18 protein-coding genes and 1 tRNA gene are annotated in these 18,914 nt (G+C 42.7%); 16 read left to right on the forward strand and 3 right to left on the reverse strand.

Annotation, left to right across the window (positions count from 1 at the left end; translation table 11 throughout):
* Window positions 1–3: 3 nt before the first annotated feature.
* Window positions 4–3,108: an efflux RND transporter permease subunit gene (locus HRU23_14370; protein NRA55326.1), complete on the reverse strand. Its 3,105-nt coding sequence runs from the start codon at window positions 3,106–3,108 to the stop codon at window positions 4–6.
* Window positions 3,101–4,357, reverse strand: coding sequence for an efflux RND transporter periplasmic adaptor subunit (locus HRU23_14375; GenBank protein NRA55327.1), 1,257 nt, complete (start codon window positions 4,355–4,357; stop codon window positions 3,101–3,103). The genes HRU23_14370 and HRU23_14375 overlap by 8 nt, the downstream gene beginning before the upstream one ends.
* Window positions 4,358–4,627: 270 nt before the next feature.
* Here HRU23_14375 and ffh point away from each other — a divergent pair, with 270 nt between their 5' ends.
* From ffh to greA, 8 genes are all read left to right on the forward strand, one after another.
* A complete protein-coding gene (ffh, locus tag HRU23_14380; protein NRA55328.1) occupies window positions 4,628–6,031 on the forward strand; it encodes a signal recognition particle protein in 1,404 nt (467 codons plus the stop codon).
* A gap of 326 nt (window positions 6,032–6,357) precedes the next feature.
* Window positions 6,358–6,606, forward strand: coding sequence for a 30S ribosomal protein S16 (gene rpsP, locus HRU23_14385; GenBank protein ID NRA55329.1), 249 nt, complete (start codon window positions 6,358–6,360; stop codon window positions 6,604–6,606).
* Between the two features lie 9 nt (window positions 6,607–6,615).
* Entirely contained in the window at window positions 6,616–7,146 is a 531-nt protein-coding gene (gene rimM, locus HRU23_14390) for a ribosome maturation factor RimM (protein NRA55330.1), read from the forward strand.
* A gap of 116 nt (window positions 7,147–7,262) precedes the next feature.
* Window positions 7,263–8,030, forward strand: a complete 768-nt coding sequence (gene trmD / locus HRU23_14395) for a tRNA (guanosine(37)-N1)-methyltransferase TrmD (GenBank protein ID NRA55331.1) — start codon at window positions 7,263–7,265, stop codon at window positions 8,028–8,030.
* 17 nt (window positions 8,031–8,047) lie between these two features.
* Complete coding sequence (gene rplS / locus HRU23_14400) at window positions 8,048–8,404, forward strand: 50S ribosomal protein L19 (GenBank protein ID NRA55332.1); 357 nt, start codon at window positions 8,048–8,050, stop codon at window positions 8,402–8,404.
* 399 nt (window positions 8,405–8,803) lie between these two features.
* Entirely contained in the window at window positions 8,804–8,941 is a 138-nt protein-coding gene (locus HRU23_14405) for a hypothetical protein (GenBank protein ID NRA55333.1), read from the forward strand.
* 102 nt (window positions 8,942–9,043) lie between these two features.
* Window positions 9,044–9,835: a phenylalanine 4-monooxygenase gene (locus tag HRU23_14410; GenBank protein NRA55334.1), complete on the forward strand. Its 792-nt coding sequence runs from the start codon at window positions 9,044–9,046 to the stop codon at window positions 9,833–9,835.
* A gap of 120 nt (window positions 9,836–9,955) precedes the next feature.
* Window positions 9,956–10,432, forward strand: coding sequence for a transcription elongation factor GreA (gene greA / locus HRU23_14415; GenBank protein NRA55335.1), 477 nt, complete (start codon window positions 9,956–9,958; stop codon window positions 10,430–10,432).
* A 65-nt stretch (window positions 10,433–10,497) separates the two neighbouring features.
* Here the strand turns inward: greA and yhbY are convergent, their stop codons facing one another.
* Window positions 10,498–10,794 (reverse strand): ribosome assembly RNA-binding protein YhbY, encoded by a 297-nt coding sequence (yhbY, locus tag HRU23_14420; protein NRA55336.1) that lies wholly within the window; start codon window positions 10,792–10,794, stop codon window positions 10,498–10,500.
* 118 nt (window positions 10,795–10,912) lie between these two features.
* Between yhbY and rlmE the strand changes: the two genes are divergently transcribed.
* The 8 genes from rlmE (at window position 10,913) to HRU23_14460 (ending at window position 18,747) form a co-directional block, all read left to right on the forward strand.
* Complete coding sequence (gene rlmE, locus HRU23_14425) at window positions 10,913–11,545, forward strand: 23S rRNA (uridine(2552)-2'-O)-methyltransferase RlmE (protein ID NRA55337.1); 633 nt, start codon at window positions 10,913–10,915, stop codon at window positions 11,543–11,545.
* Window positions 11,546–11,623: 78 nt separating this feature from the next.
* The gene (ftsH, locus tag HRU23_14430) at window positions 11,624–13,600 is read left to right on the forward strand and encodes an ATP-dependent zinc metalloprotease FtsH (protein NRA55338.1); all 1,977 of its coding nucleotides are present in this window, start codon (window positions 11,624–11,626) and stop codon (window positions 13,598–13,600) included.
* A gap of 78 nt (window positions 13,601–13,678) precedes the next feature.
* A complete protein-coding gene (gene folP / locus HRU23_14435; protein NRA55339.1) occupies window positions 13,679–14,506 on the forward strand; it encodes a dihydropteroate synthase in 828 nt (275 codons plus the stop codon).
* Window positions 14,507–14,624: 118 nt separating this feature from the next.
* Window positions 14,625–15,965 carry a phosphoglucosamine mutase gene (gene glmM / locus HRU23_14440; protein ID NRA55340.1) on the forward strand — a complete coding sequence of 447 codons (1,341 nt, stop codon included), beginning with the start codon at window positions 14,625–14,627 and terminating at the stop codon, window positions 15,963–15,965.
* A 154-nt stretch (window positions 15,966–16,119) separates the two neighbouring features.
* Window positions 16,120–16,887, forward strand: a complete 768-nt coding sequence (locus tag HRU23_14445; protein NRA55341.1) for a triose-phosphate isomerase — start codon at window positions 16,120–16,122, stop codon at window positions 16,885–16,887.
* Window positions 16,887–17,228 carry a preprotein translocase subunit SecG gene (gene secG, locus HRU23_14450; protein NRA55342.1) on the forward strand — a complete coding sequence of 114 codons (342 nt, stop codon included), beginning with the start codon at window positions 16,887–16,889 and terminating at the stop codon, window positions 17,226–17,228. Before HRU23_14445 ends, secG begins: the two co-directional genes overlap by 1 nt.
* A 35-nt stretch (window positions 17,229–17,263) precedes the next feature.
* Window positions 17,264–17,348, forward strand: a tRNA-Leu gene (locus HRU23_14455).
* Between the two features lie 157 nt (window positions 17,349–17,505).
* Window positions 17,506–18,747: a protein kinase gene (locus HRU23_14460; GenBank protein NRA55343.1), complete on the forward strand. Its 1,242-nt coding sequence runs from the start codon at window positions 17,506–17,508 to the stop codon at window positions 18,745–18,747.
* Window positions 18,748–18,914: the final 167 nt, after the last annotated feature.

The raw sequence follows: 18,914 nt of genomic DNA on the forward strand, positions 1-18,914 counted from the left end.
TAATTAACGATTGACCCATTGATGATAGCGCTGTTGCAAGGTTTCAGCGATAACGTAATTAATCGGGACCATGATCAAAGTAATTAAGGTGGCAAAAATAATGCCAAAAGCTAATGACACGGCCATCGGGATTAAAAACTGCGCTTGCGTTGATTTTTCAAACAGTAAAGGCATTAAGCCAATAAAAGTGGTCAGCGACGTTAACATCACCGGTCTAAATCGGGCTGCGCCGGCGCTTAACACTGCCTCAGTGAGGCTCATTTTACCGTTACGGTAATGGGTATTAATATAATCGACCAAGACTAATGAATCGTTAATAACCACCCCAACGAGTGCCATCATGCCCATTAGGCTTAAAATGGTCAAATTCATGCCCATAATCCAATGGCCAGCGACCGCGCCAATCACCCCAAATGGAATAACTGACATTACAATCAAGGGTTGAATGTATGACTTAAACGGAATGGCGAGCAAGCCATAAATGACAAATAACATCACGAATAAGCCAATTAACATTGAGCTGAACGATTCACGCTGCTCACGCGCCTCGCCTTCGAATTTGTAATGGATGCCCGGATATTGTAGCAACAGCTGGTCAATATATACCTTAAGATCTTGCTGAATTAAGGTCATGTTAGCTTGAGATTTTATCGCATCTGCTGTTACTTTTAGCGTGCGGTAACGGTCGACTCGCACGATAGAGCTTGGCGCGGTCCCCGCAATAAACTCCACCAATTGACTCAGTGGCACGCTTAAACCGTCGGCGCTTGTTATGCGTAAATCTTTGAGACCTGCCAGAGATAAACGTTCAGACTTTGGCAGTTTTAGCATGACTCTAACGTCATCGCGGCCACGTTGAATGCGTTGAACCTGAATCCCAAAATAGCCACTTCTAATCTGACTTAGAATATCGCTGCGGCTAAAACCCAGCGCATAAGCCGTTTGGGTTAATTCAATTTGCAACTCTTCCTTGCCATCTGACAACGAATCGGTAATGTCGTATAAGGCAGGGTAGAGCGTTAAACGTTGTTTAACCTTAAGTGCGATGTCATTGAGGGTCGCTAAATCGTTACCGTAAAACTGAATGTCGACCGGATCTGAAGTGCGACCAATTTCTGCGCGATACGTTAAGCTTTGCGCGCCTGGTATATCGCCAATTAACGCGCGCCATTCCTTGATCAATTGACTGCTGCTAATTTGCAGTTGACGTTTTTCGGGGGCGACAATTTCAAACATCACCCGACCACGGTGCGAGCCCTGCGAGCGACCGCTGCTGCCGGTAACCGAGTTAATGTCTAAAATGAGATTGATGCCTTCTTGCTCATAATATTTTTGTTTGAGTTTGAACGCACTGTCGGTCATTTTTTGAATGTATTTATCGGTGACAGCATAAGGCGTACCAGTGGGCATTGTTAGCGATGCGCGCGCTATTTCACTTTCAACGCGTGGAAAATAAGTAAACTTCATCCAGCCACTGCTGATCATGGCACCGATAATTAATAACATGCCGACAAAACTAAAAATAGTGATGCGTTTATTACGTAGGGTAACAGCAAGCAACGGGCGGTAGTAGGTTAAAATTCCGCGCTCGAAGCCGTCGGCAAATCGTTGCTGAAATACGCTAAATCGGCCAGGTGTTTGCTGATGATTACGCAATTTTAAGTGTTTTAAATGTGCGGGTAACACTAACTTTGATTCTATCAGTGAAAACAATAAAATAGGGATAACCACTATTGGGATTTGAGCAAACAAATCGCCTCGCTGACCGCCAATAAATGCTAACGGCATAAAGGCTGCCACCGTGGTTAAAATACCAAAGGTGACCGGCACAGACACTTCCTGGGTGCCACGAATAGCGGCTTGCAAGCCGCTATCACTACTATTGAGGTGAGTATAAATATTCTCACCGGTGACGATAGCGTCATCAACCACAATGCCGAGCACTAAAATAAAGGCGAACAGGCTAAAGATGTTGAGTGAGACGTCAAACAACGGCATCACCACAAATGCGCCCATAAAGCTCACTGGAATGCCAATAAAAACCCATAACGCGACGGCAGGGCGCAGAAACAGGGTTAATAATAACAACACTAAAATACCGCCTTGCAATGCATTGGTCGATAATGTCTTTAAACGACTTTTGACAATCGTTGAGCGATCTCGCCAGTAACTAAGTTCGATGGCTGAAGGCATTAACGGCTGTTTATTTTTAAGGTAGTTTTTAACTTGGTCGGCCACATCGATTGCACTTTGATTGCCCACGCGATAAATATCGATAAAGGCGGCTGATTTACCGTTAAACCGACTCGAAAAATCACTGTCCTCAAATCCATCAAATACGCTGGCCAAATCTTTTAGTCTAATCAAGCTGCCATCGGCTTGGGTTAAAATTATAATATTGTCAAAGTCGTCTTGGCGGTAGGCTTGGCCCGATGAGCGAATAAGCACATCACCGCCTGCGGTACGTAAGTTACCAGAAGATAAATCTTGTGAGCTATTACTAATGGCGTTCGCCACTTGTTGTAAACTGATCGAGTATTGACGCAGGGTAGTTTGGTTTATTTCAATGCGTACTTCATAAGGGCGCACTGAGTCGAGTTCTACTTGGGTAATGCCATCAAGGCGCAAAATGTCATCACGAACTCGTTCGGCCCATTGGCGTATTTCTAACTCGCTGACATTGCCAGCAACGGCAACACTAATCACTTCGTGTTGGAATTTAGCGAGGCTAACAACCGCTCGTTCTGCGGCAACCGGAAAGTTATTTATCGCATCAACCCGACTTTTTATATCATTTAGTAGGATCCGGGGGTCGTAACTATTTTCCACTTCAATAATAACGTTGGCGCTGCCTTCATTAGAATGGCTGATTATTTGTTTTATGCCTTCTAAATCGGCAATCGCTTCTTCAATGAGGATCGCAATACCTTGCTCGGTATCTTGCGGTGTCGCGCCGCGTAAAGCCATTGATACTGAGATCGTACGTGGCTCAACCGACGGAAACACCTCTAACGGGATTTTAAAATTTAATGACAACAAGCCGACCAATAACAAACTTAACATTAGCAAGTTAGCGGCAACGTCGTTTCGAGCAAACCAACTAATCATTCGCGCTATCCTTGATGCTGGTATTGGTGGTGATATCAGTGCTTATATTAGTACTTATATTAGTACTTATATTAGTACTGATGCTGTTATCTTCAGCCCCCAGAATTTTTATCGCTAGTCCCGAACTAACCTGACCGAGCGGCGTGATAATTAATATTTCACCCGCGACCAGCCCTTGCGTAATCACGGCTGTATTGCTGTTTTGATGGCCAACTTTCACCGCACGTCTTTGCAGCGTGTTTTGCTGCGCAATATACACATAACTGCCTTGATAAATCGCAGAGTTAGGAATGACAACAACGCTAGGAATAAGTTTTCCGGTAATGGTGGCATTTACAAACTGACCAACATTTAACGATCTAAACTGCGGATGATTAAATGGTTGCTCGATTTGTGCTAACACATGAAGTTGTTGGCTGTTGTCATCAATGGCGCCAGCTGTACTCAGCAAAGTGGCTGACCAAGGCTGAATTTCGCCACCAAGACTGTTGGTAATAATGACATTATTTGGGGTTAACGCCGTCGTTGCTTTAGTTAAGTTGTTTTGCGGTAATTCGATTAGGTCTAATTCTGAATTTTTAATCGGCAAACTGACTTGAACGACATCGGTAGCAAAGATTTGAGCAATACTGGTATTGGTATTGATAACTTGACCTAAGCCGATGTGCTTAACTTTTATTCGGCCATTATAAGGGGCGCGAATAAAGGTACGTTCAACATCGAGTTTGGCTTGCTTGAGGTTGGCATTAGCGGCTTGCATTTTAGCCTTGGCAGCGGCCATTTGTGGTTTACGCAGCGCGAAAGCCGATGCGGCCTTGGTTAACCCCAGATTTCTGCGGTCTTTAATCGCTTGCTTAGATAGTGCGACCTCTTCATCAAAAGTGACCTTAGCTTGCGCTAATTCGGCGTCGGCCGCTTCGACTTTAATTTTATAATCACGGGGATCTATCGTAACTAAAAGGTCTCCAGCATTAAAAAACTTGCCTGGGCTAAATTTATCACTAACCGCTATTACCAAACCTGCAACTTGGCTGGTGAGATCGCTTTGGGTCTTGGGTGTTATTTTACCAAAGGATTCAATCTTAACCTGATAATCTTGGGTGACTATTGGCTGCACCTCAACACTTAATAAAGGTGCCGAGACATGGCGACGTTTTTTTAATTCAGGTTTAGTCTCACTGATGCCATAAGCTATCGCGATCAAGACAATGAGCAGTAGATAAGGCAGATTCTTTCTAACCAAGTTCATTAGGATATTTCCAGTAGGAAGACAATATTAGCAATGTCAGTAGCTTAATATCCTACGTTGTTTCACCAATTGCGTCATTAACCTTGGGTGGTCAGCTGCCAGAATTTACAATATTTTACATAACTTTGAGTCATTACTGGTTTTAATCGCGCTTGAATGATTCGACTATCACGCAAAACACTCATTTGTGATCAAGGCGCTAGCGTATTAGGAAATGCTTAGGCTATAATGGCAGCAATTAATTATTTACTTTAGTGGTTTGCTTTTACTATGTTTGAAAACCTTACCGATCGATTATCCAGTACGCTAAGAAATATCAGTGGCCGAGGTCGTCTGACCGATGACAATATTAAAGAAACTTTGCGCGAAGTGCGCATGGCTTTATTAGAAGCTGATGTTGCTTTACCAGTAGTACGTGATTTTATTAGCAAGGTTAAAGAACGTGCCTTAGGTACCGACGTTACTAAAAGCTTAAACCCTGGCCAAGTGTTCCTTAAAATTGTACAAAGTGAACTCGAATCGGCAATGGGTGAGGTTAATGAAGGCCTTAACCTAAATGCCCAACCGCCAGCTGTTATTATGATGGCCGGTTTGCAAGGTGCTGGTAAAACGACCAGTGTCGCTAAGTTGGCTAAATTTTTACGCGAGCGTGAAAAGAAATCGGTTGTTGTTGTTAGTGCCGACGTTTATCGTCCGGCGGCAATTAAACAGCTAGAAACCTTAGCCGCTGAAGTTGAAGTAGATTTTTTCCCATCTGATATCTCTCAAAAACCGGTCGACATTGTCAACGGCGCGATTGCTCACGCCAAAAAAGCCTTTGCTGATGTAGTCATTGTCGATACGGCTGGTCGTTTGCATGTTGATAGCGACATGATGGACGAAATTGTGGCACTGCATAAAGCGGTTAACCCAATAGAAACGTTGTTTGTTGTTGACGCAATGACCGGCCAAGATGCGGCGAATACTGCCAAAGCGTTTAATGATACCTTGCCTTTGACCGGTATCATTCTAACGAAGACCGACGGTGATGCACGCGGTGGTGCAGCGTTATCAATTCGTGCAATTACCGGCAAACCAATTAAGTTTTTAGGTGTTGGCGAAAAAGTTGATGCATTAGAACCTTTCCACCCAGATCGCGTTGCTTCACGTATTTTAGGCATGGGTGATGTACTGTCACTTATTGAAGAAGTTGAACGTAAGGTTGATAAAACCAAAGCCGAAAAATTAGCGAAGAAGCTTAAAAAAGGTAAAGGTTTTGATCTAGAAGACTTCCGCGACCAGTTAGCGCAAATGCGTAATATGGGTGGCATGATGGGCATGATGGACAAATTGCCTGGCATGGGACAAATTCCCGATGCCGTTAAAAATCAAATGGACGATAAAATGACCGTGCGCATGGAAGCGATTATCTCTTCAATGACGCCAGGCGAACGTGCTCGTCCCGATATTATTAAAGGTTCACGCAAGCGTCGTATTGCAGCGGGCGCCGGGGTACAAATTCAAGAAGTTAATAAACTGCTGAAACAATTTACTCAAATGCAAAAAATGATGAAGAAAATGTCGGGTAAAGGCGGCATGCAAAAAATGATGCGCGGCATGAAAGGTATGATGCCCCCTGGAATGGGTGGCATGGGAGGAATGGGCGGCATGGGTGGTTTACCACCGCGCCGATAATTCCTAAAGCCACAAGCACAACCTAATGTGCTTGTGGCAAGTTGTATTTTTATTAAGTAATCACCTAATTTTCTCTTCATTTGTCTCTTCTTTTTAAAAATCAAGTCAATTATTTTCAAAATTGTGAAATATAAAGCAATTTACACGTTGCATTGAACTCCAAATAGCGTAAAATTTGCGGGCTTTCTAATCTGGGTGCGTTCGATATTGGCCTAAGATGTCGGCGAGCTTGGATAATATATTTCAAGTCTTGTCAGAATTAGGCTGTGAAAACATTTAGATAACACTCTGGTTAATCACCAGAAACATTAGAGGAATATTTACCTATGGTAACCATTCGTTTGGCTCGTGGTGGCGCAAAGAAGCGTCCATTCTACCAGGTAGTAGTAGCAGATAGTCGTTGTGCACGTGACGGCCGTTATATTGAGAAAATTGGTTTCTTCAACCCAATGGCTCGTGGCCAAGAAGAGACTCTACGTCTTGATCTTGACCGTGTTGAACATTGGATTGGCCAAGGCGCTCAAACTACTGATCGCGTAGCAAAATTAATTAAAGACGCGCGTAAAGCTGCGTAAGGGTATTTGATGAGTAACTCCAGCGAAAATGTACTGTTAGGCTGCATAGGTGCACCATACGGTATCAAAGGTTGGATGAAAATCACTACCTACACCGACACCCCTGAGAGTATTTTTGATTACTCGCCTTGGTTACTTGAAGTAGCCGGGAAATGGGTTGAAGTGGAAGTCGCCGAATGGCGAGTCCATGGCAAAGGAGTTGTAGCAAGGTTAGCCGATGGTAATGGCCGTGATGACGCAGTGCGTATGACCGGTTGTAAAATCGCTGTTAACTCTGAGCAACTTGTAGCGCTTGACGACAATGACTTCTACTGGCGTGAACTTATCGGTATGGAAGTGAAGAACACTAAAGGTTATACCATGGGGCATGTCGATGCGCTAATGGAAACCGGTTCTAACGACGTACTGCAAGTAAAAGCGAATATTCGCGACGCGTTCGGTAAAAAAGAAAGATTAATCCCTTTAGTCGATGGTGAAGTGATCATTAATATTGATCGTCAGACCCGGGTTATTGAAGTGGACTGGGATCCTGATTTCTAAGTGGTTGGAGTACGTTATATGTTGTTAAGCGTTTGTGCTTTAAATAAAAGTACACGTTTTTCTAAAATGTTTCGTGCGAATACCGAATTGAAGATGTCAGTTGTGAGGTGGTTAAAATGTGGTTAGGAATTATAACGTTATTTCCTGACATGTTTAAAGCCATCACAGAGCAGGGCATTACAGGACGTGCAGTTAAGAATAACTTATTACAGTTGCAATGTTGGAATCCTCGTGATTTCACCCATGATAAACATCGTACCGTTGATGATCGTCCTTATGGCGGTGGTCCGGGTATGTTAATGATGGTGCAGCCACTAACTGATGCAATCAATGCCGCGCAAGCAGCATCGATTGAAGAAACTGGTGGTAAAGCTAAGGTTATCTATTTATCGCCACAGGGCCGTCGCTTAGACCAAACTGGGGTTGAAGAGCTGGCTACAAATAAGAATTTAATTCTAATTTGTGGTCGCTACGAAGGAATAGATGAACGGATCATTACAAGTCTTGTCGACGAAGAATGGTCTATTGGTGACTATGTATTAAGTGGGGGGGAACTTCCTGCGATGACATTGATTGATGCAGTGTCTCGTTTTGTTCCTGGAGTATTGGGTAAACAGGCATCGGCAGAGCAAGACTCATTTGCTGATGGTTTATTAGACTGCCCGCATTATACTCGCCCTGAAACCTTAAATGGCGAATCAGTTCCTGCGGTATTACTAAGCGGAAATCATGAAAAAATAAGACGTTGGCGTTTAGAGCAATCAATTGAGAGAACTTATAAACGTCGACCCGATTTAATCGATGACCTAGCTCTGACTGACGAGCAAGCTAAAATGCTTGCCCTTGTTGTTGAAAAAAACAACGGTTTGAAGAGTTCAGTATAATCTAGGATGAGAGAATTATGAAAAATCCAATTATTCAAGCAATCGAAGATGCACAGCTAAAGCAAGATCTTCCTAGCTTCGCACCTGGCGACACTGTTGTTGTTCAGGTTCGAGTTGTAGAAGGCGAGCGTACTCGTCTACAGGCATACGAAGGCGTAGTAATCGCTATTCGTAGCCGTGGTTTACATTCAGCATTTACCGTACGTAAAATTTCTAGCGGTGTTGGTGTTGAGCGTGTTTTCCAAACTCACAGCCCTGTTGTTGATAGCATTACAGTTAAGCGCCGCGGACTTGTTCGTCAAGCGAAACTTTACTATCTTCGTGACCTTTCAGGTCGTGCTGCACGTATTAAAGAGAAATTGGCTAAGCGATAAGCAAGCTTTTTCCCACCCAAAGATTAGTAAAGCACCAAGAAGCCCGCAATTGCGGGCTTTTTGACGTTTAAAAAACCAACAAAACCCCACCAATGTTTGATCCCGATCAGTTTGATTTCCCCCAGTTTGCTTATCATAGAGCTCATACCAATTACATTATTTGTTTTAACCGTGAAAAATGATCACCTTTTTAATGTAATTGGCATTATCCAATGCCGTTAAATTAATTATCGGATTTGATATCACTTAAATCAAACCTCTTAATGATCCGTGATTGTTTACGACAAAAGTAATAAGTTGTTCTCAGACGCTTTTGGCCACACAAAACTGATGATTTAATTTCGAGGAATTGCAATAACAAATAGCACTATTAATGATTAATAGAGACTGGAGCTTACAATGGACTGGATAGAATTTGTATTAAATAACGATGCGGCACTTGGCAGTGTCATCGGCTTAAGTGTGATGGCGGCTATTGTGGTCTTTATGATCTTTTACGCCACGTCACACCTGATGAATGACAAAGGTGAAGATTAATCGGATGCTGAACTTTATTATCGTCGATAGGTGATATCAAACGAGATAAATTGCTATTATTAAGCTAGCTGTTGATTATTAATCTAGCTAGCGAGGCCCGATATGGCAAAGGCAACAGTATATAAAGCCAAGCAACCAGCGAGTGATGGCACCATTGATTATAGTGCGCAAGAACATCAAGTTTGGTCTGAATTAATCGCTCGGCAAATGGCCGTTATTAATGAAACGGCATGCCAGCCCTTTTTAGATGGTTTATTGTTACTCAATTTACCGCTAGACCGGATCCCCCAACTTGAAGAAATTAATCAGGTATTACGCGATACTTCCGGCTGGCAAGTCGTACCGGTACCGGCATTAATTGGTTTTGAGCACTTCTTTAGCTTATTGGCCCAACAGAAGTTTCCGGTTGCTACCTTTATTCGTAATCGTCAAGACATTGATTATTTGCAAGAGCCCGATATTTTTCATGAGATATTTGGTCATTGCGCGATGTTGACCAATGATCATTTTGCGACGTTTACCGAACACTATGGTAAGTTGGGTTTGGCAGCGACCAAGCAAGAACGGGTATATCTCGCTCGTTTATATTGGTTTACGGTCGAATTTGGTTTGGTCAAAAGCAGCGATGGTTTGCGCATTATCGGTGGGGGTATTTTGTCATCACCCGGTGAAACCCAGTATGCCTATCGAAAAGAAGCTCAAATTAGTCCGCTCGATCCACTGACGGTATTTAGAACCCCGTATCGAATTGATATTATGCAGCCACAATATTTTGTGCTCGACAATCTTGCCCAATTGACGGCCTTAACCAAAATTGATCTGATGGCTTTAGTGCGTCAGGCGGTAACTTTGGGTCTACTACCTGCTCAGTTTCCAGCTAAAGCGGCTAAGTGAGCGCCCAGACCAATAATTGCTGAGTCATCAGATGGTGATAGGATCTTTTTGTGTTTGCCAATCGCTTCGTGCTGTTCTAAAATGGCTGCAATTATTTATATTTTCCATTAAAGAGACTTTATGAGTTCAGTACCTATGACCGAGCAGGGTGCCGTTGCACTTCGCACTGAGTTAGAACATTTAAAAACTGTATTACGCCCACGTATTGTAAACGATATTGCAATCGCTCGTGATCATGGTGATTTAAAAGAAAATGCCGAATACCATGCAGCGCGTGAAGAGCAAGGTTTTTGTGAAGGCCGTATTCAAGAGATTGACGGTAAATTGTCAAATGCACAAATTATTGATGTAACAACAATCCCAAACAAAGGTCGTGTGATTTTTGGTACGACAGTAACGGCACTCAATCTTGATGATGACTCGCAAGTGACCTATCGCATTGTTGGTGATGATGAAGCGGATATTAAAGCGAATTTAATCTCGATTAACTCACCGATTGCTCGTGCTTTTATCGGAAAAAATATTGATGATGAAATTACGGTGCAAACACCCGGCGGTGTTAAAGAATTTGAAATTATTAAAGTAGAATATATTTAGCCGGTATTGGGCTATTATCTATAAAAAAAGGAGCCAGTGGCTCCTTTTTTATCAGCTCAATGAGCTTAACCGCGTGGTAATACTATTTTTTGTTCAGAGTTTGGCTTATAAATAACCAAAACATGACCAATCGTTTGTACTTGTACTGATTCCGTTTCACGAACGATCGCTTCAATGATAAGTTTTTTCATTTCACGGTCGCTAGTTGCTACTTTAACTTTTATTAATTCGTGATGTGCTAAGGCATTTTCGATTTCAGCAAGAACACCTTCAGTTAAGCCATTAGAGCCAAGTTGTACGACGGGTTTCAGGCTGTGGGCTAAACCTTTAAGGTGTTGTTTTTGCTTATTGCTCAATTTCATCTTTGAAAAATTCACTGTAGTAGGGTTGAAAGGTTGCTATTTTACCCCCATATCATTTTTAATTCTATTAGCTAAGTCCCATAAAGCTGTAAATAGCTTACGTTTGAGAAATAATTTAATGAAACATGAAAGAAAACCTCGTACCAAAAGTAGTAATCGTTGGATCGAGGAACATTTTAACGATCACTATGTTCTAAAAGCCCAGAAATTGGGTTATCGTTCACGTGCGGTTTTTAAGTTATTAGAAATACAAGAGAAAGATAAGCTAATTAAAGAAGGCATGACTGTTGTTGATTTAGGAGCAGCGCCTGGTGGTTGGTCGCAACTTGCGGCAAAAGTTGTTGGAGATAAGGGACAGGTTATTGCCTGTGATCTATTACCAATGGATGCAATTGCTGGTGTTGCTTTTTTACAAGGCGATTTTCGTGAAGAAGCAGTACTTAATGCTTTATTAGCCCGAGTGGGTGATAATAAAGTTGATGTGGTATTATCTGACATGGCACCAAATTTTAGTGGCACCAGTTCTATTGACCAACCCAAGTCAATGTATTTGGTAGAATTAGCACTAGATATGTGTCGTCAAGTATTAGCGCCCAATGGTAGTTTTGCGGTTAAAGTATTTATGGGAGCAGGATATGAGGATTATATGAAAGAAATTCGCACGATGTTTAAAGTAGTTCGAACCAGAAAACCTGATTCATCACGTGACCGTTCACGTGAAGTTTATATTGTTGCTACGGGTTACAAGTAGCATAAGAGTAGCAGCGGGTTATAAAGTATAGTAACCTTATATTTGCATTTAATTAATTTCATAAGAAGAGGTCATACATTGAGTGACATGGCTAAAAATTTAATACTGTGGTTAGTAATAGCTGTTGTATTGATGTCAGTATTTCAAGGGTTTGGTAGCGACAGTCCAAATGCCAATAAATTAGATTACACATCATTTGTTCAAGAAGTTGATCGGGGCAGTGTGGCGAACATAAATGTTAGTGAAGATGGCATCACCTTTAATGGCGAACGTCGTGATGGTAGCAAGTTTGTTACTATTTTACCGATGTATGATTCAAAACTAATCGATCAGTTAATTATTAAAGGAGTTCGTGTCGACCGTAAAGCACCAGAAGAAAGCAGTGTGTTAATGTCGATTCTAATTTCTTGGTTCCCAATGATCTTATTAATCGGGGTCTGGATCTTCTTTATGCGCCAAATGCAAGGCGGCGGTGGTAAAGGCGCGATGTCTTTTGGCAAAAGCAAAGCCCGCTTAATGAGTGATGATCAAATCAACACCAGTTTTGCAGATGTTGCCGGTTGTGATGAAGCCAAAGAAGAAGTGGCTGAGTTGGTAGATTACTTACGCGAGCCGACCAAATTCCAAAAACTTGGTGGTCGTATTCCAACGGGTATATTGCTAGTTGGTCCTCCAGGTACGGGTAAAACATTACTGGCTAAAGCGATTGCCGGTGAAGCTAAAGTTCCGTTCTTTACCATATCAGGTTCTGACTTTGTTGAAATGTTTGTTGGTGTTGGCGCATCACGTGTCCGTGACATGTTTGAGCAAGCTAAAAAATCTGCGCCTTGTATTATCTTTATCGATGAAATCGATGCCGTTGGTCGCCAACGTGGTGCAGGTTTAGGTGGTGGTAATGATGAGCGTGAGCAAACATTAAACCAGATGTTAGTTGAAATGGATGGTTTTGAAGGTAATGAAGGTATTATCGTTATTGCCGCGACTAACCGTCCAGACGTGTTAGATCCAGCATTGCTACGTCCTGGTCGTTTTGACCGTCAAGTGGTTGTTAGCTTGCCTGATATTAAAGGCCGTGAGCAAATACTTAAAGTGCATATGCGTAAAGTGCCATTAGGCGATGATGTTGTAGCGAGTGTTATTGCTCGTGGTACACCTGGTTTCTCAGGTGCAGATTTAGCGAACTTAGTTAATGAAGCAGCGTTATTTGCAGCCCGTGGTGTTAAACGTGTTGTTAGCATGGAAGAGTTTGAAAAAGCCAAAGACAAAATCATGATGGGCGCAGAGCGCAAGTCAATGGTTATGCGTGAGTCAGAGAAGAAGATGACTGCCTACCATGAAGCTGGACACGCGATTGTTGGTCGTTTGGTACCAGAACATGATCCAGTTTATAAAGTAAGCATCATTCCTCGTGGCCGTGCGTTGGGTGTGACTATGTATCTACCCGATCATGATCGCGTAAGCCATTCTAAGCTGCATTTAGAAAGCATGATCTCGAGTTTATACGGCGGTCGTATTGCTGAGTCACTTATTTATGGTGAAGATCGTGTTAGTACTGGCGCTTCGAATGACATTGAACGTGCTACTGAAATTGCACGCAAAATGGTTACTCAGTGGGGTCTTTCTGAAAAATTAGGACCGTTGCTTTACGCTGACGAAGAAGGCGAAGTATTCTTAGGCCGTAGTGTTGGTAAAAACAAGCACATGTCAGAAGAAACAACACGTGCCATTGACCTAGAAATTAGAGCGTTCATTGACCGTAACTACGAACGTGCACAAAAAATCCTTGAAGAGAACATTGATATTCTTCATTCGATGACTGCTTGTTTGATGAAATATGAAACTATCGATGCATTGCAAATTGATGACTTGATGGAACGTATTGAACCTCGTCCGCCAGCAAACTGGACCAAAGATGATGTTGCTGCCAGCAATGACTCAGACAATGATTCAGGCGCAACTGTTGTAAAGGATGAAGCAACAACTAAAACTGATACCGACGCCGATAAAGCGCCTACAGTTGATAGCACAGAACCAAAAACTGATTCTCCTAGCTAATCTTAGCTCAGTTGATGATTTTAAATTAGCCTCGATTTAGATCGAGGCTTTTTTGTATAACCAGTACTGTGGTAGCAGATGTTAAAAAGTAAAAATAAGATCTTACGGCTGGACACCCCGAAAATAATGGGGATTTTAAATGTCACGCCCGACTCATTTTCTGATGGTGGCCGCTTTAATAATCATCAACAAGCACTTGTTCAAGTTGAAAAAATGCTAAACGATGGTGCTACCATCATTGATATTGGTGGCGAATCAACCCGTCCTGGTGCACCCGATGTAGCGGTTGCACAAGAACTGGATCGAGTTATTCCGGTGATTGAAGCCATTGCGACACGGTTTGACTGCTGGATTTCAATTGATACCAGTAAAGCACCAGTGATGGCTGCGGCTGTTAATGCCGGCGCTGATTTAATTAACGATGTTCGGGCACTACAAGAGCCTGATGCTTTATCTGTCGCAGCGCAGCTCGATGTGCCCGTGTGCTTAATGCACATGCAAGGGCAACCGCGCACTATGCAAGCGGCACCAAAGTATGACGAACTAATTAGTCAAATTATCGTTTTTTTTGAGCAACGCATTGCAGCTTGCGAGCAAGCTGGCATTAAGAAAGAGCACATTATCGTTGACCCAGGTTTTGGTTTTGGTAAAACCATGGGTCACAATTTTAGTCTGATTAAACATTTAACAGCATTTGAAGCACTAGGTTTGCCTATTTTGGCCGGATTATCACGCAAGAGTATGTTTGATCATTTGTTGTCTCGGGCGCCAAATGAACGTTTAGCGGCCAGTTTAGCCGGCGCGCTATTATGCGCTCAGCAAGGCGCTAAGATAATTAGAGTGCATGACGTTAAAGAAACCGCAGACGTCATTAAAGTGCTTGCTGCGACTCAGCAGGCAGTTTAAAAAGTACAGGCTAACGTGACGTTAGCCTGTACTGAGAACGAACAAGTTAACCGGACTATTCACGATGACAATCATCACCGTCACGGTTAACGACAAGTAAAATGATAAAGGAAATAACATGTCACAACGTAAATATTTTGGAACAGATGGAATTCGAGGCAAAGTAGGCGAGGGACATATCACCCCAGCGTTCGCGATGCGTTTAGGTTACGCCGCCGGTAAGGTACTTGCCAAGCTAGGCACTCGAAAAGTTATTATTGGCAAGGATACCCGGATATCTGGTTACATGTTCGAATCAGCACTGGAAGCTGGTTTGTCTGCAGCGGGTTTAAACGTTGTGTTGGTTGGCCCAATGCCAACGCCTGCGGTGGCCTATTTAACGCGAACCTTCCGCGCTGAAGCGGGCATTGTTATTAGTGCATCGCACAACCCATATTATGATAACGGCATTAAGTTTTTCTCGGCAGACGGTACCAAACTTGACGACGATCTTGAGTTGGCGATTGAAGCTGAACTAGATAAAGAAATGGGCTGTGTTGAATCTGAGTTGCTGGGCAAAGCGACTCGAATTGATGATGCCGCAGGTCGCTACATCGAATTTTGTAAAAGTAACTTCCCTAATGCCTTATCACTTCATGGCATGAAGTTAGTGGTCGATTGCGCCCACGGCGCCACGTATCACATCGCTCCTGCCGTATTTTCTGAATTAGGCGCTGAGGTCATTACCATCGGTTGTTCGCCTAACGGCTTAAACATTAACGATGGTTATGGTGCAACCGATTTAGCTAACTTGCAAAAAAAGGTTGTTGAAGAAGGTGCTGATTTAGGGATAGCGCTTGACGGCGACGGCGATCGCTTAATGATGGTTGACCGAACAGGTTACGCGCTTGACGGTGATGAAACGCTTTACATTATCGTGCGTGAAGCACTTAAAAGCGGCATGTTAGGTGGCGGTGTTGTCGGCACTAAAATGAGTAACCTTGGTTTTGAGCTTGCGTTGAAAAACCTAGGCGTGCCATTTATTCGCGCCGATGTTGGCGATCGCCATGTCATGGAAGCGCTAGCAGCCAATGGTTGGAAAATTGGTGGTGAAAACTCAGGCCACATTATTTCACTTGATCATAATACCACTGGTGACGGCATTGTTGCGGCCTTGTTGATCTTAACAGCCATTCAGCACTCAGGGCTCGATCTGGTTGATTTACGCCAAGGCATGACCTTATTACCGCAAACTATGATTAATGTCCGTTACAAAGCAGGGCAGGAAATTATGACTAACGCGCAAGTCTTACAAGCGGTTGCAGACTCTGAGCAAGCCTTAGGCAACGATGGTCGGGTACTGCTGCGCAAATCAGGGACTGAACCAGTAATCCGCGTTATGGTCGAAGGTGTTAATGAAGACGACGTTAACTTCCACGCACAAAAAATTGCTGCCGTGGTAAAAACGCTTTGTGATTAATGAGTAAGCTATTTATGACTTTGTCACATGGATGTGACACTAAATGATTAAAAAACCCTCGAACAACCATAAATATTAATATATTTCGCTTTGTAACTTGTAACGAGCACTAAGAATAGTTAATATCAGCCCCGCCTTAATGGAGAGAATACGAATGACCAAGTTGAGACCATTGGTTGCCGCCAATTGGAAAATGAACGGTAACAGATTGTTAGCTGAAGAATTTAGCAAAAGCTTTTCTACTCAGCAACTTAATAGTGTTGATGTTGTTTTATGTCCTCCTAGTGTGTATCTTGAATCGTTAATCACACAAGTTGCAACTAACGGATCAGTAATTAAAGTCGGCGCTCAAAATGTAAGTGAGCAAGCCAAAGGCGCTTTTACTGGTGAACTATCAACTGAAATGTTGTTAGACCTAGGTTGTGAATATGTGATTGTTGGTCACTCTGAACGTCGAAGCCTATATGGTGAAACACCGGAGCTTGTTGCCAATAAGTATCAAGCCGCGTTAGCCGCTGGTTTAGTCCCGATATTATGTACCGGTGAATCAGACGAACAGCGTGAGCAAGAACTAACATTTAATGTTATCGCACAAGATATTGATGCGGTTATTGAACAAAGCTCTATCGCTGCGTTTACTAACGGTGTAATAGCGTACGAACCTGTATGGGCTATTGGTACAGGCAAGAGCGCAACCCCAGCTCAGGCACAAGAAGTTCATCGCTTTATTCGTCAACATTTGGCGAAGCACGATGAAGAAGTGGCCGCTGGAGTAAGAATTCTATACGGCGGCAGTGTTAATGAAAACAACGCTGCTGAACTATTTAAGCAAGATGACATAAATGGGGCCTTAGTTGGCGGCGCGAGTTTAATCGCTGAAAAATTTATGACCATTTGTCAAAACGCACAGAGAAACGACTAATGTATGAAATACTAATTGTAATATATTTGGTAGTAGCACTCGCTATCGTAGGTTTGGTGTTAATTCAGCAGGGTAAAGGAGCTGACATGGGCGCTTCTTTTGGTAGCGGCTCATCTGGAACTCTTTTTGGTTCATCAGGTGCAGGTAACTTCCTAACTCGTAGCACTGGTGTTTTAGCAACTATCTTCTTCTTGATAAGCTTAATACTAGGTAATCTGACTGCTGAACGTGCTAATAAAGTAGATGAGTTTGAAAATCTTTCAAACCCAGTTATCGAAGCCGTTGAACAAGCTAAAGACGCTGATGTGCCAGTATCTGATAGCGCAGATGTACCAAACTAGAAAACTTGGCTTAACAGCCTAAATGAAATAAATTTGCGGATGTGGTGAAATTGGTAGACACGCAGCCTTGAGGGGGCTGTGCTTTAGGGCGTGGGGGTTCAAGTCCCCCCATCCGCACCAAATTAGAAAAGCCCGTTACTCGAAAGAGTAACGGGCTTTTTGCTATCTAGAATTTAAGTTTTAGCTTTAAGGCATTGAACCGCTACACAGCAGCGTAACCATACAACAGCCTTCAAGTCGAATTACTTAACGACACACTCACTATGGATTAATTATTTTGCAGACACTTTCTCAGCTACAATCTGGCGAACTAGCAGGTATTCAACGCTTAGCCTTATCTGAAAACTTAACGTCATTTCCATTAGAAATATTGTCATTGGCTGACAGCTTAGAAATTCTTGATTTATCCAACAACCAATTAACCTCATTGCCACCAGAATTAGCGCAGTTAAAGCAGCTTAAAATTATTTTTGCTTCAAACAACCAGTTTGAAACATTACCTGAAGTACTCGGACAATGCCCTAATTTAGAAATGGTCGGCTTTAAATCAAACCAAATTAATCAGGTTCCGGCTAGTGCATTACCACCAAAATTACGCTGGCTGATCTTAACGGATAACCGGATTGAAGTATTACCTGATGCCTTGGGCGAACGGCCACGCCTACAAAAATTAGCATTAGCCGGGAATTTGTTAACAAAACTGCCGGCAACCATGGATCAGGCTACTAACCTTGAGTTAGTACGCATTTCTGCCAACCGCCTTGCCGAGTGCCCAGATCAATTGTTAGGCTTACCTAAACTTGCGTGGTTGGCGTTTTCAGGTAACCCATTTAGTCAGTCAGATATCAGCATTGAGCCTGTTCCTCACGTTTCGTCATCAAGCTTTACCTTGCATCAAATATTAGGGCAGGGGGCGTCAGGGGTTATTTCAAAGGCTACGTGGAATAACGAGCAAGCGAGATTTCCTGATGAGGTTGCGGTTAAAGTGTTTAAAGGCGAAGTAACGAGCGATGGTTACCCTGAAGACGAATTACAAGTGTGCTTGAAAGTAGGTAATCATCCAAATCTGGTGCAGTCTTTAGCGCAAGTGAACGAGCAAGGCTACTTAGCTTTGATCATGAACTTAATACCCGCTCGCTTTAATAACTTGGGCCTACCGCCATGTTTTAAAAGCTGCACCCGCGATACCTTTCCAGCGAGCTTTACGCTGTCGATTGACCAAATTGCTAAAATCGTTGTTCAAATGGAAGCTGTATTTACACACCTACATCAAAATCAGGTTTGTCATGGCGACTTATACGCCCATAACACCTTGTTCGACGACCAAGCCAATATCATCTTCGGCGACTTTGGTGCTGCCACGATGTATCACATGCTGACCCAAAAGCAGCAAGCACAAATAAAGCAGATAGAAGAGCGAGCACTTGATCATTTTATCGATGATCTATTAAGTATTTGCGCCATCGATGATCAACACAGTGAGCAGTTTAGCGTTCTTAAGCAGCGAGTAGGTAATTAGAAAAATTTGGTCACCCATAATATGTTAATAACAAAAATTGTTAAATATCAGTAATATTTTTATGGGTGTCCCTTTTTATTATCAACACAGCCCGAATTCAACATGCAAGTGCACCACAAGCAGTAAGATATTCTAAATGAAAGCATTCTGAAGTATTTGCTAATGTA

The sequence above is a fragment of the Gammaproteobacteria bacterium genome, from assembly GCA_013214945.1.
Classification (GTDB): domain Bacteria; phylum Pseudomonadota; class Gammaproteobacteria; order Enterobacterales; family Psychrobiaceae; genus Psychrobium.

Bases quoted from the DNA above. Each gene is read 5' to 3' on its own strand.
- trmD (NRA55331.1), top strand. From the start codon at position 7,263: ATGTGGTTAGGAATTATAACGTTATTTCCTGACATGTTTAAAGCCATC.
- rplS (NRA55332.1), top strand. From the start codon at position 8,048: ATGAAAAATCCAATTATTCAAGCAATCGAAGATGCACAGCTAAAGCAA.
- HRU23_14370 (NRA55326.1), bottom strand. From the start codon at position 3,108: ATGATTAGTTGGTTTGCTCGAAACGACGTTGCCGCTAACTTGCTAATG.
- HRU23_14375 (NRA55327.1), bottom strand. From the start codon at position 4,357: ATGAACTTGGTTAGAAAGAATCTGCCTTATCTACTGCTCATTGTCTTG.
- rpsP (NRA55329.1), top strand. From the start codon at position 6,358: ATGGTAACCATTCGTTTGGCTCGTGGTGGCGCAAAGAAGCGTCCATTC.
- folP (NRA55339.1), top strand. From the start codon at position 13,679: ATGTTAAAAAGTAAAAATAAGATCTTACGGCTGGACACCCCGAAAATA.
- HRU23_14405 (NRA55333.1), top strand. From the start codon at position 8,804: ATGGACTGGATAGAATTTGTATTAAATAACGATGCGGCACTTGGCAGT.
- HRU23_14445 (NRA55341.1), top strand. From the start codon at position 16,120: ATGACCAAGTTGAGACCATTGGTTGCCGCCAATTGGAAAATGAACGGT.
- HRU23_14410 (NRA55334.1), top strand. From the start codon at position 9,044: ATGGCAAAGGCAACAGTATATAAAGCCAAGCAACCAGCGAGTGATGGC.
- glmM (NRA55340.1), top strand. From the start codon at position 14,625: ATGTCACAACGTAAATATTTTGGAACAGATGGAATTCGAGGCAAAGTA.
- secG (NRA55342.1), top strand. From the start codon at position 16,887: ATGTATGAAATACTAATTGTAATATATTTGGTAGTAGCACTCGCTATC.
- greA (NRA55335.1), top strand. From the start codon at position 9,956: ATGAGTTCAGTACCTATGACCGAGCAGGGTGCCGTTGCACTTCGCACT.
- yhbY (NRA55336.1), bottom strand. From the start codon at position 10,794: ATGAAATTGAGCAATAAGCAAAAACAACACCTTAAAGGTTTAGCCCAC.
- rlmE (NRA55337.1), top strand. From the start codon at position 10,913: ATGAAACATGAAAGAAAACCTCGTACCAAAAGTAGTAATCGTTGGATC.
- rimM (NRA55330.1), top strand. From the start codon at position 6,616: ATGAGTAACTCCAGCGAAAATGTACTGTTAGGCTGCATAGGTGCACCA.
- ffh (NRA55328.1), top strand. From the start codon at position 4,628: ATGTTTGAAAACCTTACCGATCGATTATCCAGTACGCTAAGAAATATC.